Annotated in this window: 16 protein-coding genes and 1 other annotated feature; of the genes, 11 read left to right on the forward strand and 5 right to left on the reverse strand. The window is 42.2% G+C overall.

Annotated elements, in window-relative coordinates; translation table 11 throughout:
- The first annotated feature begins 340 nt into the window (after nucleotides 1–340).
- The 5 genes from rpmG to rplA all read left to right on the forward strand — a co-directional run bounded on the left by rpmG (nucleotide 341) and on the right by rplA (nucleotide 2578).
- A complete protein-coding gene (gene rpmG / locus ASU35_RS15595; RefSeq protein WP_058353904.1) occupies nucleotides 341–490 on the forward strand; it encodes a 50S ribosomal protein L33 in 150 nt (49 codons plus the stop codon).
- Between the two features lie 57 nt (nucleotides 491–547).
- Nucleotides 548–763, forward strand: a complete 216-nt coding sequence (gene secE, locus ASU35_RS15600; protein ID WP_058353905.1) for a preprotein translocase subunit SecE — start codon at nucleotides 548–550, stop codon at nucleotides 761–763.
- A 12-nt stretch (nucleotides 764–775) separates the two neighbouring features.
- On the forward strand, nucleotides 776–1291 hold the full coding sequence (gene nusG, locus ASU35_RS15605; protein WP_058353906.1) for a transcription termination/antitermination protein NusG: 516 nt from the start codon (nucleotides 776–778) through the stop codon (nucleotides 1289–1291).
- A gap of 46 nt (nucleotides 1292–1337) precedes the next feature.
- A complete protein-coding gene (gene rplK, locus ASU35_RS15610) occupies nucleotides 1338–1763 on the forward strand; it encodes a 50S ribosomal protein L11 (protein WP_058353907.1) in 426 nt (141 codons plus the stop codon).
- Between the two features lie 122 nt (nucleotides 1764–1885).
- Nucleotides 1886–2578: a 50S ribosomal protein L1 gene (gene rplA, locus ASU35_RS15615; RefSeq protein WP_058353908.1), complete on the forward strand. Its 693-nt coding sequence runs from the start codon at nucleotides 1886–1888 to the stop codon at nucleotides 2576–2578.
- 342 nt (nucleotides 2579–2920) lie between these two features.
- Here the strand turns inward: rplA and lacZ are convergent, their stop codons facing one another.
- From lacZ to ASU35_RS15640, 5 genes are all read right to left on the reverse strand, one after another.
- Nucleotides 2921–5977 carry a beta-galactosidase, LacZ type gene (lacZ, locus tag ASU35_RS15620; protein ID WP_058353909.1) on the reverse strand — a complete coding sequence of 1019 codons (3057 nt, stop codon included), beginning with the start codon at nucleotides 5975–5977 and terminating at the stop codon, nucleotides 2921–2923.
- 48 nt (nucleotides 5978–6025) lie between these two features.
- Nucleotides 6026–6754, reverse strand: coding sequence for a carbohydrate ABC transporter permease (locus ASU35_RS15625; protein WP_083504346.1), 729 nt, complete (start codon nucleotides 6752–6754; stop codon nucleotides 6026–6028).
- Nucleotides 6755–6824: 70 nt separating this feature from the next.
- A complete protein-coding gene (locus ASU35_RS15630) occupies nucleotides 6825–7697 on the reverse strand; it encodes a carbohydrate ABC transporter permease (protein ID WP_083504347.1) in 873 nt (290 codons plus the stop codon).
- A gap of 50 nt (nucleotides 7698–7747) precedes the next feature.
- A complete protein-coding gene (locus tag ASU35_RS15635; RefSeq protein ID WP_058353912.1) occupies nucleotides 7748–9070 on the reverse strand; it encodes an ABC transporter substrate-binding protein in 1323 nt (440 codons plus the stop codon).
- 196 nt (nucleotides 9071–9266) lie between these two features.
- Complete coding sequence (locus ASU35_RS15640; RefSeq protein ID WP_058353913.1) at nucleotides 9267–10211, reverse strand: AraC family transcriptional regulator; 945 nt, start codon at nucleotides 10209–10211, stop codon at nucleotides 9267–9269.
- Nucleotides 10212–10468: 257 nt separating this feature from the next.
- Between ASU35_RS15640 and ASU35_RS15645 the strand changes: the two genes are divergently transcribed.
- The 6 genes from ASU35_RS15645 (at nucleotide 10469) to pth (ending at nucleotide 14898) form a co-directional block, all read left to right on the forward strand.
- Nucleotides 10469–11641 (forward strand): Y-family DNA polymerase, encoded by a 1173-nt coding sequence (locus tag ASU35_RS15645; RefSeq protein WP_278278084.1) that lies wholly within the window; start codon nucleotides 10469–10471, stop codon nucleotides 11639–11641.
- Nucleotides 11634–11978, forward strand: a complete 345-nt coding sequence (locus tag ASU35_RS15650) for a YolD-like family protein (RefSeq protein ID WP_242861302.1) — start codon at nucleotides 11634–11636, stop codon at nucleotides 11976–11978. Before ASU35_RS15645 ends, ASU35_RS15650 begins: the two co-directional genes overlap by 8 nt.
- Nucleotides 11979–12085: 107 nt before the next feature.
- Nucleotides 12086–12227 (forward strand) — a sequence feature (ribosomal protein L10 leader region).
- Nucleotides 12228–12248: 21 nt separating this feature from the next.
- Nucleotides 12249–12752, forward strand: coding sequence for a 50S ribosomal protein L10 (rplJ, locus tag ASU35_RS15655; protein ID WP_058353915.1), 504 nt, complete (start codon nucleotides 12249–12251; stop codon nucleotides 12750–12752).
- 65 nt (nucleotides 12753–12817) lie between these two features.
- A complete protein-coding gene (gene rplL, locus ASU35_RS15660) occupies nucleotides 12818–13186 on the forward strand; it encodes a 50S ribosomal protein L7/L12 (RefSeq protein ID WP_058353916.1) in 369 nt (122 codons plus the stop codon).
- Between the two features lie 179 nt (nucleotides 13187–13365).
- Nucleotides 13366–14169, forward strand: coding sequence for an MBL fold metallo-hydrolase (locus ASU35_RS15665; RefSeq protein WP_058353917.1), 804 nt, complete (start codon nucleotides 13366–13368; stop codon nucleotides 14167–14169).
- Nucleotides 14170–14319: 150 nt separating this feature from the next.
- Nucleotides 14320–14898, forward strand: coding sequence for an aminoacyl-tRNA hydrolase (pth, locus tag ASU35_RS15670; protein WP_058353918.1), 579 nt, complete (start codon nucleotides 14320–14322; stop codon nucleotides 14896–14898).
- Nucleotide 14899: the final 1 nt, after the last annotated feature.

Genomic DNA, 14899 nt, shown 5'->3' on the forward strand with positions numbered 1-14899 from the left:
AATAATCACTTCCTGTGAACATAGTTCGTACATTATACTATTTATAATACACGAAAGCTGAAGCTTTGTCGATAGGCTTTTTAGGCTAAAAATCTGATAAATCAGCATAGAACAATATTCATGTTGCCGCTGAAGCCGCTGTAGATGTGACCGGAAATCACCTTGGGTTGTCAGAAGCTCCCGGCTGTTTCCTTTCCTGCTCTTTTAGGGTAGCAGTGAGAAAACAAGTAAAAAAGCTTGACGTGGGATAAAATATATGATATAGTTAACGGGCGAGATGAAATAGGTCTTTTTTTTATGCTCAAAAACTGAAAAAAATTTACAATTGGAGGTGGCAATTGTGCGTGTAAAGATCACATTAGCATGTACGGAGTGTAAACAGCGTAATTACAATACAACAAAGGAAAAGAAGAACCATCCGGACAGAATGGAAACTAAGAAGTATTGCAGATTCTGCAAGGCACATACATTACACAAAGAAACAAAATAAGATAGGTGTAATGTTACGAGCATGACTGCTCCACGATTCATGAAAGGAAAGTGAAAAATGGGAGATACTGCAAAAACCAATGAACAGGCTCCAAAGAAGAGCTTTGTGAAGGGCCTGAAGGCTGAGTTCAGAAAAATCAGCTGGCCTGATAAGGAAACCCTGTTTAAGCAGTCAACAGCCGTAGTGATTATTTCTATTATATTAGGACTTTTGATTACAGCGATTGACTTTTGTATTCAATTTGGCGTTGATAAACTTCTTCAAATAGGATAAGGGTGAGATAATATGGCAGAAGCGAATTGGTATGTGGTTCATACCTATTCTGGATATGAGAATAAGGTAAAGGCCAACATTGAGAAAACAATTGAAAACAGAAAACTCCAGGACCAGATCTTAGAGGTATCCGTTCCGATGCAGAATGTTGTTGAGGTAAAGAATGGTGCAAAGAAGCAGGTACAGAAGAAGATGTTTCCTGCTTATGTGCTGATTCATATGGTAATGAACGACGATACCTGGTATGTAGTCCGCAACACCAGAGGTGTTACAGGCTTTGTTGGACCAGGATCTAAGCCGGTACCGCTTACAGAAGAGGAAATGGCGTTCATGGGTATTCTTGGCAACGAGTCGGAAGCTGAGTTCGCAGTTGGAGATACAGTCGTTATTACTTCCGGAGTATGGGAGAATACGGTAGGCGTTGTTAAGGAAGTTAACAGTGCAAAACAGATTGTTACCATCAATATTGACATGTTCGGCCGCGAGACCCCAGTTGAGATTGGCTTCTTGGATATTAGAAAAGAGTAACAGTAAATACGTTTGGTAGATTACCAAATTTAGGAGGTATGCTATAATGGCAAAGAAAGTTGAAGGTTATATTAAATTACAGATTCCTGCTGGAAAGGCAACACCGGCTCCTCCGGTTGGACCAGCTCTTGGACAGCATGGTGTAAATATTGTTCAGTTTACAAAAGAGTTTAACGCAAGAACAGCAAATCAGGAAGGTATGATTATTCCTGTAGTTATCACAGTATATGCAGACAGAAGCTTTAGTTTTATTACAAAGACTCCTCCTGCAGCTGTATTATTAAAGAAGGCTTGTAACTTAAAGTCTGGTTCAGGTGCTCCTAACAAGACTAAGGTTGCTACCATTAAGAGAGCAGAGGTTGAAAAGATTGCTGAGCTTAAGATGAAGGATTTAAATGCTGCAACTTTAGAGGCTGCTACAAGTATGATTGCTGGTACAGCAAGAAGTATGGGTATCGTAGTAGAGGATTAATGAAAGACAATAATTCAGTTTAGGTATAAAAAAGATTTCATTTCAAATGTTCGTTAGTAGTGGGAGGTAGAGTCCTGATACAATGGACAGTATCCCGATAATACCACAGGAGGTTGTTTAGAATGAAAAGAGGAAAGAAATATACAGAGGCTGCTAAGCTTTTTGACAGAGCTACTCAGTATGAGACAGAAGAAGCTATCAGCCTGGTAAAGAAAACAGCAGTTGCAAAGTTCGATGAAACAGTAGAAGCACACATCAGACTTGGTGTTGATGGACGTCATGCTGACCAGCAGGTCCGTGGTGCAGTTGTACTGCCACACGGAACTGGTAAAAAGGTTCGTGTTTTAGTATTTGCTAAGGGAGAAAAGGTTGACGAGGCTCTTGCAGCAGGTGCTGATTACGCTGGCGGAGATGAACTGGTTCCAAAGATTCAGAACGAAGGCTGGTTCGAGTTTGACGTAGTAGTTGCTACTCCAGATATGATGGGCGTTGTTGGTCGTTTAGGACGTGTACTTGGACCAAAGGGCTTAATGCCAAACCCTAAGGCTGGTACTGTAACAATGGACGTTACAAAGGCTGTTCAGGATATTAAAGCAGGTAAGATTGAGTACAGATTAGATAAATCAAACATCATCCATGTTCCAGTTGGAAAGGCTTCCTTCACAGAGGAGCAGTTAAATGATAACTTCAAAACTCTTATGGATGCTATCATTAAGGCTAAGCCAGCTGCTGCAAAGGGACAGTATTTAAGAAGTGTTACCGTTGCAACAACCATGGGACCTGGAATCCGTGTAAATACAGCAAAAATACAGTAATCGCGAAGGCGAGATAAGTGCAAAGATAAGGAAACTGCCAGTTCGAGTTCACTCGAAACTGGCAGTTTCCTTATCTTTATAAGCGGGCTCGCCCGCGTGCCGATGGGCCGAAAGGGCCAGTGGCTAGCACTTATCATGGAGAGAGGCGAAAGCCCGCGTAGTAATAGAATTGCCCGTGGTTTTTACGGGCAGTTCTATTACGCAGCAGCACGGCAGCGAAAGAAACTGGCAGTTTCCTTATCTTTATAAGCGGGCTCGCCCGCGTGCCGATGGGGCGAAAGGACCAGCGGCTAGCACTTATCATGGAGAGAGGCGAAAGCCCGCATACCGATGGGCATCCAATTAGATTCCCTTAAACTTAAAGCTAAAGGAAAGCTTTTCATTCATATCAGTATAATACTCCGGATGTGGTCTGGCGCCCCAGCTGTCATCACCGGCAATACCCATCTGCTTCATGGCGACACGCACGATAGTATAATGCACTGGCGGCAGCTCATAATGATGCATTGCATTTTCCAGCTCGTGAGGTGTGTATGGAAGAGCTGAAAAACTCAAATCCTCTCCTGAAAATTCAAGACCAGAACCATGGCTGTCCGTTACTTGGGCAAACCGTACCCTTGTCTTATTTCCACATTCCTGCGGCATCAGATAGTCCGCCATGTTGTCGGCCACTTTATTTTTATAAAGGCCAATTCTGCCACTTTGTTCACGGTCACAATAGGTTTCCTCAGGACCATTGCCATACCAGGTCAGATTTTCATAATCCGCATCCATACGGAACATAACACCAAACTCCGGCATTGGAGGCATATCCTTCACTGGTGTATAGGATAGAGTTACCTCTATCTCGCCAGACGGTGCTATCCGGTAAGAAAGCTCACAGCTCGTTTCTGGTGTCGTAGGTAGAAAATAAGTATAAGTAATCGTTAGGGCATTTTCTCCCTCTTCCACCCTTGGGTTATCCTCCGGCAGCCTGTTGCCTGGCTTGTGGGTCAAATACATACTGGCATTTTTCCACATACTGCAATAATACGGCATCTGCCAGCCCATATCATTATCATTTGGAGCTCTCCAGAAATTTGGCTTTGGAGCTGTTTTCAACATCTCCTTTCCCTTGTAGACATAGGATACCAGCCCACCAAACAGAATAGAGAAAATAGCATGGAAATAAGCTCCATGAATGCCAATGTTGTTATAGCCATGCAATACCTCAAAGGTCGAGGTCTCCAAGGCATCCTCAATACATTCTTTTTTTGTCTCTCCTTCCACTTTGTAAATTCCCTGTCCAAAGGCTACCTCATGTCCTGCTTCTGCCCAGGCTTCAGCCTCCTTTAACAGGAAGGAAACCGTCACTGTATATTCACCAGGCAGAATATAATCGGAAATTGGTAACTCATATTCCGCCTCAGACTGTGGGGCAATCTTGGTTTCCATAGAAACCAGCTCCTCAAGCTGTCCATCTCTTTCTACAGCTATGATACAGTCATAGCTTTCACTGGAAGTAAAAAGATTTTTATTTTTAATGTGTACCTTTTTCTCCTGTACATCCACGCGGATAGAAAAGCCTTGATAATTGTATTTAACCTCCTGCATCTTTGGCGTTTTCTTTCGGTCACCGCCAAAGCAGATACCATTACCGCTGAAGTTGCCATCATTTGGCCGGTCATCAAAGTCACCACCATAGCCTAAGACTTCTTCACCATAACGGTTTTTTTTGTAAATCGCCTGGTCTGCATAATCCCAGATAAAGCCTCCCTGGAACAAAGGCTCCTCTTCACAGTAATCCATATATTTATGCATGGCACCACAGGAATTACCCATAGCATGCGTATATTCACATAGAATACATGGCTTATCTCTATGCTTTGCCAGATACTTGCGGATATCAGTAACCGGAGTATACATAGTGCTACGAATATCTGTTGTCGCCGGATAGCGGTCATCCCAGACTACTCCTTCATAATGCACAGGACGGGTCGGGTCAAGCCTGCGAAGGAGGTTTGACATCTCCAGTAGATTTTTTCCGCCATAGGACTCATTTCCACAGGACCAGATTACTACACAAGGATGATTTTTATCTCTCTGGTACATGGAATTTGCCCTGTCTAAAAGATTTTCCAGGTATTCCGGTCTGTCTCCTGGCACACAAAACTCAAGGGGCTCTAAATTACGACCTACTGCATCCCAACAGCCGTGAGTCTCCAGATTTGTTTCATCAATGACATAAAAGCCAAGCTCATCACATAACTCATAAAAGGATGAATCATTTGGATAATGGCTGGTGCGGATAGCATTGATATTATTCTGCTTCATGGTTATCAAATCCAGCCAGAGATTTTCCATGCTAGGTACACGTCCCTGGCGGGAATCAAATTCATGGCGGTTGACACCCTTGAAAATAATCCGTTTCCCATTAATATACATAATACTGTCCTGGATTTCAAAGCGGCGGAAACCTATATTTTGCTTTACTACCTCCTCTACAGCACCAGCAGTATTCTTAACAGTAAGATATAATTGATACAGCTTTGGAATCTCAGCACTCCAAAGCTTCGGCCGGGAAATCAGAAGTTTTCCAGCCACAGTTCCCTCGTGGATGGAAAACGAAGCTTCTGCTGTCATCTCCTCTCCATCATATAAAAAAGCCTCTATACTGCCTGCACCCTCGCAGACGAGGTTAAGCTTAAGACAGCCTTCATCAAAGCTATCATTTAATACAGTTTCTATTTTTACATCCCAGATATGAACTTTTGGTACCGTAAACAGATATACATCCCGGAAAATACCTGAAAAGCGGAAGAAATCCTGATCCTCCAGCCAGCTTCCGGCACTCCACTTATATACCTGGGCAGCCAGCTTGTTTTCTCCCTCCTTAAGATACGGTGTCAGTTCGAATTCATGAGGTGTAAAGCTGTCCTCGCTATAGCCTACAAACTCACCGTTACACCACAGGATGAGATTGCTTTCCACACCCTGGAAGGAAATATATACCTTCTGACCTTTAAGCTCCTCCGGTACAAAAAAGTATTTTACATAGCTTGCCACCGGATTAAAATTCACTGGAATCTCACCTGGCCTAATTTCATCTCTGCCCTCCCATGGATACTGGGTATTGGCATACTGAGGTACATCATAACCTTCCAGCTGTATATGAGCAGGGACCTTGATATCAGCCCAGTCCCGACAGTCATAATCCAGCCTCTCAAAGCCCTTCACGCTCAAGGCCGGCTTTATTGCATATGAAAATTTCCACATACCGTTCAGCAAATATTTAAAATCAGTATCCTTCCGCTTTGCTCCTTCCAGAGTTTTATAAAAGCTGTGATCGGAATGAGCTCTTCTCCGGTTTTTCTGGAAATATTCCGGATTTTTCACTTGTTCAAAATCAAACTGTCCCATTTTAACTCCATTTCTGCCTCTAAAGGCTGTGCTGCCAAAGCTGATTTTTTATTTCACCGCACCAGTAATCCCCTCTGTAAAGCTCTTTTGTAAAATAAAGAAGATAACTGCCGTTGGAATTGTACATAAGAATACGGCTAACATCAACATACCATAGTCGGTAACGTAGCCTTCCTTTAAGTTTGCTACCAGCATTGGCATTGTTATACTTTCCTTGCTGGTCATGATTACCTTTGGCCATAGATAGTTATTCCATGCATTCATAAAGGTAATTGTCATCGCTGCTGCATAGGTAGACTTCATCGTAGGCACAAACATACGGAAGAAAATCTGGAACTCATTTAAGCCATCGATTCTGGCAGCCTCAATAATATCATGCGGAAAGGAACGGGCACTCTGCCGGAACATCATAATTAAAAATGGTGTTGAAATTGTTGGCAGGATAAAACCAATTGCTGTATTCAAAAGCTTTGCCTTTGCGAACATCTGATACAGCGGAATCATTGTTGCTGCAAATGGAACCATCATAGCCAACAGAATAACAGACATCAAAAAGTCCTTCCCCTTATCGTGATAGATTTCAAAGCCATAGCCGGCCAAAGAACATACTACCAGAGAAATAAAGGTCAGTAAAAGTGCATATTTGAAGGAATTTATCATAGCTCCACCAACATTATACTGATCTATCAGGTTTTTAAAATTGTTAGCCAGTTCTGTACCAGGGAGCAGCCGTCCGCAGACAACATCTACACTCTTATTCGTAGCTGAACAAATCATATAGTACAGTGGAAATATCGATATAAAGGAAACTATTGTTAAAATTATATAGGTTGCAATCTTTTTTCTTTTATTCACGAGAGTCACCTGCTTTCATCTGTATGAACGCCAGAACTGCTACCAGAACCAGAATCAGATAAGACATTGCTGCCGCATATCCGAAATTCGGCACATACTTAAAGGACATATCATAAATATAATGGGACATGGTAATGGTTGCATTAGCAGGACCGCCACCGGTCAGGTTTACAGACTCATCAAAAAGCTGCAGTGTGCCGTTGGTAGACATAATGACTGTCAAAAGAATGGTTGGCTTCAAAAGCGGAACTGTCATCTTACGGAATATATCGAAGGCTGAAGCTCCATCAATGCAAGCTGCTTCATAAATAGAATAATCAATATTCTGAAAAGCTGCCAGATAAAACACCATATTATAACCGGTCCATCTCCAGATTAACGCAAGAATAATGACAATTCTTGCACTTGTTGCATGGGTTAAAAAGCTGTAGCCTACATCCAGAATTCCCAGTTTGATTAAAGCGGTATTAATCAAACCGTCTGTCGCAAATAAGGAACGAAAAATCGTCGCATAGGATACCAGAGAGGTGGCACATGGCAGGAAAATTGCTGTTCTGAAAAGTCCTTTAAATTTAAGATCCTTGTTATTCAGCATAGATGCCAGCATTAATGCAAGAATCAGCATAATTGGCACCTGAATAATCAGATATAAGAAACAGTTTTTTACAGACTGGATAAATACCTGATCCTGCAGCATTCTTTGATAGTTATAAAGACCTGCAAATTTTAAAATATTTCCTTTTCCTGTCTGGAAGGATAACAAAAGTGCCTTAAGCATTGGATAAAAATTCATTATCAGAATCAAAAGTGCTGCCGGCATCAGAAATCCCCATCCAGTCAGGCTGTGCTTTTTCTCCAAAGTCATTTTCTGTTTTCTCTGACTCACGCTCATACCTCCTCTTGTAGAAGCTTTGCTTACTCGCCCATCTGGAATTTAATTGTATCCTCTGCATTTGCAATTTCGCTTTCAACGCTCGCACCACTGATGACATTGGTAATAGCAACTGCTACTGCATCACGAGCTTCATAATAGTAAACACCGGTATTGTTAGAGGGTGTCTTTCCAGCAAACTCGGTAATCAGAGAGTAGATTGTCTGCCCACCGAAGAACTCCTGAGGTTCTCTATAAACATCACTTTTACCTGCTGGTAAATAAGTAGCTAATGCACCCGACTTTGGAAGAATCTTCTCATAGAACTCTACACTCCCTGCAAAAGTATTGTTTAAGAAATCTACTGCCAGATCTACATTCTTACAGTTAGAGGTAATCAGCCAGCTGGAGCCACCGTTATTAGAATAATGAGTAGCACCATCAACACCTACAAGACATGGCATATTAGTAACAGCCCACTTACCGGACTGCTCCCCGGCAGTCTGGATAGAACCAAGAATCCAGCATCCATTAATCGTACCTGCTACAGAACCACTGGTAAAGGAACCAACATATTCATCCCAGTCATTAACCTCTGTTAATACACCACTTTCCTTTAATGCCTTATAGGTCTCCATAACCTTTACTAAGATATCATTTTCAACCATAGAAGGATTCCCTTCTGCATCAAAAAGAGAAGCACCTGCAGACTGAAGCATCATCATAATAACATCAGCTTCGCCTGCCAGGCAGGAAAGTAATGGCTTACCAGTCTTTTCAAGAACAGCCTTACCTTTTCCAATATATTCATCCCAGGTTATGTCAGTAAAATCATCCACGGTAAATCCAGCCTCTTTTAAGACATCTGTTCTATAGGCTGCTACAACCGTACCATTGTCAAAAGGAACACCATAGTTCTTTCCATCTATTACAGAGTAAGCTGTCTTAGCTCCTGCAAATTGTGAAAAATCAATACCGGAATTCGTAATGTCAGTAAATGCTTCCGCATAGGAAATTACATTTTTCTGGAAGGCATTATCCTGCATCAGTATAATATCAGCAAGAGAGCTCAAATCTCCAGAAGTAACTGCTGTTGTCAGCTTTGTCTGAATATCTGGCCAAGGTATTTCAATAACCTCAAGTTCAAAATCTGGATGGTCTGCTTTGTAAATTTCGCCTGCCTGCTCCATTGCATAAATATTAAATGCCGGATCCCAGCACCATACCGTCAGCTTATTGGAAGCTTCACCAGATGCTGCAGGATCTCCGCTTGCTGTCGGAGCATCATTTCCTCCCTTGCTTCCACAGGCAGTTAAAGATACAACCAGGGCTACACATACCATCAATGACAAAAGCTTTTTCTTCATAACTTACCTCCTCATTTTGTGCAAAATGCATATTTTTAATATAAATTTGTTATATTTCTATGCACATTATACTATCATTCTGAGAAGCATATGAAGTATATCCAATCTAAAAACGTGCAAATTCAACCATTTAATCCCGTCTTTTTCCAAGACATACTGTTGTTTTTGCACGTTTCTTCTCTGTTTTTAGCTAATATTACCAACCCTTGAGAGCTGAAATCTTATAATCAATCAGCTTACCCTTATGATTATCGGGGCGTTTCTTCCATTGGTATGGAGAAGTTTCCATGATTTTTCGGAAGTTCCGGTTGAAGGTAGAAGGTGTCACAAACCCGACACGTTCAGCGATTTCCTCCATGTCCAGATCCGTATTATCAATCAGTTCACAGGCTCTTTTTATCCGGATAAAATTAACAAATTCAACAGGAGTCATATTCATCCGTTCCTGGAAAAATCGTCGGAAGTGGGTTTCACTCATATAGCATTTCTCTGCAAGCTCTGAAATCTTAAAATTCCGGTCATAATTTTCCTCAACAAAGACAATTGCCTTATTCAGCTTTGTCCCCTCTCTTTTTTCCGCACCGTTCTCCTCTTTTTTCTTTTGAGCATTCAGCCCATTTCGCCTTGCACCCTCTAACAGTGTAGCATATAAAAGTCCCTTTACTGATTCACGATAAAACGGTCTTTTTTCACGGACTTCATCAAAGATCTGGCGTACCAGCATAGAAAGTGCCGGGTTATCTGACTCGCGAATAAAAAATCCATCTCTATTGATAAGCTCTAAGAGCTCCTTTTGTGTGTTCTTTTTTCCGTGATACATTTCTTCTACTATACGTTCAGGGTTTAAAAATAAATATTCCCAGAAACCGACACTTTCAATATCACTTTCTGTTGTATGTAACACATTTACTGGAATAAAGGAGAGCATATTCTTGCTGAAACGATACTGTCTGTCTTCAATAATCAGCATTCCTTCTCCATAGTGACAGAGCCCGATTTCCAAAAGATTATGAAAATGCAGATTATCTACATCTCTGCCGTATATCTGCACCCATTTTTCTCCCGTTAAAGCAAGAACATCCTCTCCTTGTGGAAGCTCATATATTCTAAACTCAGCCGGCACCTTCTTCTTTTTTGCCATAAAATCCCCTCCCCCGATTTTTAATCCAAATTTTCTCCGATGCTTGCAATTGCCTGCCAAGGCTGTGGCACAGCATTCTATTTTTCAATACAGAAAGGCTCCGCTGCCTATGAAAAGAATAGCATTTGATCGCAGTTCTGACAAGCGGTTTTATTATGCTAAGCCATGAAAGTCGTACATGCCCAGGTAGTGGGAATGCTACTACAAAGGAGTTTCTGAATAATTATCCTGCTAGGCAGGAATACTAATCTACTAATCTGGCAGTAGCCGATCCAGATAGAGGTGAGAAAACAGTCTGCCTTGCAATTTCCCCATCCATGAAGGCACTTGGAATTAAGAACCGATGCAGAGTTTTTCAGATACCCAAAAGTGTGAACTATATCATGGCACCGCCACGAATGAAGCTGTACATTGAGTATTCTGCAGAAATTTATGGTGTGTACCTAAAGTACATTGCCAAAGAGGACATCCATGTCTATTCGATAGATGAGGCTTTTTTGGAGGTTACCCATTATCTTTCCATGTATAAGCTTACTGCTAAAGAGCTGGCTGTTAAGATTATGGAGGATATTATGAAGACTACGGGGATAACGGCAACTGCAGGGATTGGAACAAACATGTATCTGGCAAAAGTGGCATTGGATATTACAGCAAAACACGTTAAGGACAATATTGGTTATCTTGATGAAAGCATGTACCAGAAAACCTTGTGGAACCACAGACCGCTCACTGATTTTTGGAGAGTAGGAGCCGGAACTGAAAAAAGATTAGGCAGTATGGGGCTGTATACGATGGGTGATATTGCCCATGCCGATGAGGATATGCTCTACCATATGTTCGGAGTAGATGCAGAGCTTTTGATTGACCATGCGTGGGGCAGGGAAAGCACCACAATGGAAGATATAAAGGCGTATAAGCCGAAAAGCAGATCTCTATCCAGTGGACAGGTGTTATCGAGGGACTATACCTTTACAGAATGTGAGCTGATTGTAAAAGAGATGACGGAGGTTCTGTGTCTTGATATGGCAGACAAGGGAATGACTACACAGTCGATTACTCTGAAAATCTCGTATTCTAAAGATCTTGAAATGAAGCCCGCAACGGGAACCGTTTCCATGAGAGAAGCAACAAATTCCTTCCGGGTGGTACTTCCCTATGTGCTGGAACTTTACAGGCATATCGTGCAGAGAGATCAGATGATTCGCAAGGTAAACGTGACCTGTAACAGCGTGGTAAATGAAGCATACGAGCAGTACGATTTGTTTACGGACTATGCAGCCCTTGAGCGTGACAGAAAATTACAAAAGGCAGCCCTTGAGATAAAACGAAGGTATGGGAAAAATGCTCTTATCCGGGGAATGGATTTGCAGGAAGCCGGTACAGCTATAGAGCGAAATCAGCAGATAGGAGGGCATAGGAGCGGTGAGTAGGATACGACCAAAAATGGAACAAAGCAACCGGGCAAAACAGTTTATGCCCTTTGAGGCGTTAAAAGGCTTCAGGGAGGCTCTCCTAGAAAAGGAACGGATTATCGTACCGAAGCGGGAGCTGTCCGAGGATCAGAAAGCTGAGCTTGACTATAAGCTGAGACAGCTTCGTAGGATGGATATGGTTACCGCAGAGTATTTCCAGAATGGGGAGTATGTGCAGCTGACAGGCGTGGTATCAGGAATAGATGAAACCAGCAGGGTTCTAAGGATTGTAAATACAAAAATCCCCTTTGAAGCTATTTCTGATTTACAGGGAGATATGTTTATAGATTTGTAATGATAGCAACTAATTTTTGACCAAAACGCAGGAAAGAAGAAAAAATCAAGAAATACTTGACAAGTCGTGAATCCTATGTTATAGTAAAAAAGTTCTGTGCAGTAGTACAGATAATATAAAAGCTGCCGAAGACAGCAGGTGTCCGCGGAACACAGATTCCAAGGACGTAAGTATATCGCCTGCCGAGGAAGAGTATATGATGACTTTTCGCCCTCACTGTCTTGCAGTGGGGGCTTTTCGGTTTGTTAAATCTATAAGGAGGTAAACAAAATGGCAAAGGTAGAATTAAAGCAGCCTATCATTGACGAAATCAAAGGATATGCTGCAAATGCTAAATCAGCCGTACTGGTTGACTACCGTGGATTAACTGTTGCTGAGGATACAGAGCTTCGTAAGCAGTTAAGAGAGGCTGGCGTTGTGTACAAGGTATACAAGAACACTTTCTTAAAGCGTGCATTTGAAGGAACTGATTTCGCACAGTTAGACCAGCATTTAGACGGACCTACAGCAATTGCATTTGGTATCGATGATGCTACAGCTCCTGCACGAGTTTTAAAGAAGGCTGGCAAGGGCATGGCAGCATTAGAGTTCAAGGGTGCTGTTGTTGAGGGCAACTACTATGACGTAAAGGGTATTGAGGCACTTGCAGATATCCCATCCAGAGAAGAGCTTATTTCCAAGCTCCTTGGAAGCTTACAGTCCCCTATTACCAATTTTGCTCGTGTGCTTAAGCAGATTGCAGAAAAAGGCGGCAGCGAGGCAGCAGCTGAGTAATATCGGAAACTGAAACAAACAGATTAACAAAACAAATAAAATTATTTTAATGGAGGTAATTAATAATGACAACTCAGGAATTTATTGATGTTATCAAAGGCATGACCGTATTAGAGTTAAATGATTTAGTAAAAGCTTGTGAGGAAGAGTTCGGCGTATCTGCAGCAGCAGGTGTTGTTGTAGCAGCAGCTGGTGGAGCTGCTGAGGCAGCAGGTGAAGAGAAGAGCGAGTTCGACGTTGAGTTAACAGACGTTGGAGCAAACAAGGTTAAGGTTATCAAGGTTGTTCGTGAAGTAACCGGTTTAGGCTTAAAGGAAGCTAAGGACGTTGTTGACGGAGCTCCTAAGGTACTTAAAGAGGGTGCTACTAAGGAAGAAGCTGAGGACATCAAGGCTAAGCTTGAAGCTGAAGGTGCTAAGGTTACCCTTAAATAATTATTGCGAAGGCAAGATAAGTGCAAAAATAAAAAAGGTCGGCACTTCGAGTTATTCGAAAGTGCCGGCTTTTTTTATTTTGAATTATTAATGAAATTAAGGAAAAATCTTGAATAGTTAAAGGGAAGGCGTATAATATAGGGTAAAGGTAGAACAAAAGAGTTAGAGAGGAACTTAGAGTGGAAAAACTGATTATCTTAGGAACCGGCAATGCAAATGTAACAAAGTGCTACAATACCTGCTTTGCACTTTACAATGGTGAGGAATATTTTCTGGTGGATGCCGGAGGTGGCAACGGAATTCTGGCACAGCTGGAAAAGGCAGAGATTCCGCTAAATAAGCTGCATGAGATATTTTTAAGTCATGAGCATACAGATCACCTGTTGGGTATGATATGGATTATCCGTATGATTGCAGCACAGATGAAGCAGGGAAAATATGAGGGAAATTGTAATATTTACTGCCACAGTGACCTGGTAGAAACGGTAAAGACCATTTGCCGCCTGACGATTCAGGAGAAGTTCTACAAGCTGATTGGAGAACGGATTTTCCTGCATCCTTTGGAGGATGGAGATAAAAAGCAGATTTTAAATTATTCGGTGGAATTTTTCGATATTCAATCCGGGAAAGCAAAGCAGTATGGCTTTGTTACACAGCTTGAGAATGGAAAGAAATTTACCTTTTTGGGAGATGAGCCTTGTAGGGAATGGGAATACGATTTTGCCAGAAATACCGACTGGATGCTGCATGAGGCCTTTTGCCTCCATTCCCAGGCAGATATATTTCATCCCTATGAAAAATGTCACACCACGGCAAGGGATGCCTGTGAACTGGCTGAAGAGCTGGGAGCAAAGAATCTAGTGCTTTACCACACAGAGGATAAGAACATAGAGAGGCGGAAAGAGCTGTATACTGCGGAAGGAAAGCAGTATTATCACGGAAAGCTTTTTGTGCCGGAGGATTTAGAGGTAATTGAGCTATAAAGGATATCATTGAAATTAAAGGGGCCAGAGAGCTTACCTGGGTACAGATAAATATACCAAAAGAGAGGATTTCCCGGACACAAAGGAAACCGAAGGAATTATGGATAAAAAGGCCGGCTACCGAGCCGGCAGAGAAAGGAAGTAAAAGGTATGTACATTATCGTAGGACTTGGCAATCCGGGCAGGGATTACGCGGGAACACGGCACAATATCGGTTTTGATGTCATAACCCGGCTGTCGGATGATTATAATATACCATTAGATTTTAAAAAGCATAAGGCACTGTGCGGCCGCGGCTATATCGAGGGGCAGAAGGTGCTTTTGGCACAGCCGCAGACCTTTATGAATTTAAGCGGGGAAAGTGTCCGAGAGCTGATGGATTATTACAAGGTAAGTAATGAGGAAATTATCATTGTATATGATGACATCAGTCTGGATGTAGGACAGCTTCGGGTACGGCCAAAGGGCAGTGCCGGAGGTCACAACGGCATCAAGAGTATCATACAGCATATGGGAACCCAGGAGTTTCCAAGAGTACGAGTCGGTGTAGGAGACAAGCCAAAGGGCTGGGACCTGGCTGACTATGTGCTGGGGCGTTTTCCGGCAGAGGAGGAGCCAAAGGTAAGAGATGCTTTAGTCCGGGCTTCCCAGGCCTGTAAAAGGATTATCTTGGATGGTGTAGAGGAAGCAATGAATCAGTTTAACCGAAAAATCAGTCAGGATGAGTGAA

The sequence above is a fragment of the Acetivibrio ethanolgignens genome (assembly GCF_001461035.1).
Taxonomy (GTDB): Bacteria; Bacillota; Clostridia; order Lachnospirales; family Lachnospiraceae; genus Velocimicrobium; species Velocimicrobium ethanolgignens.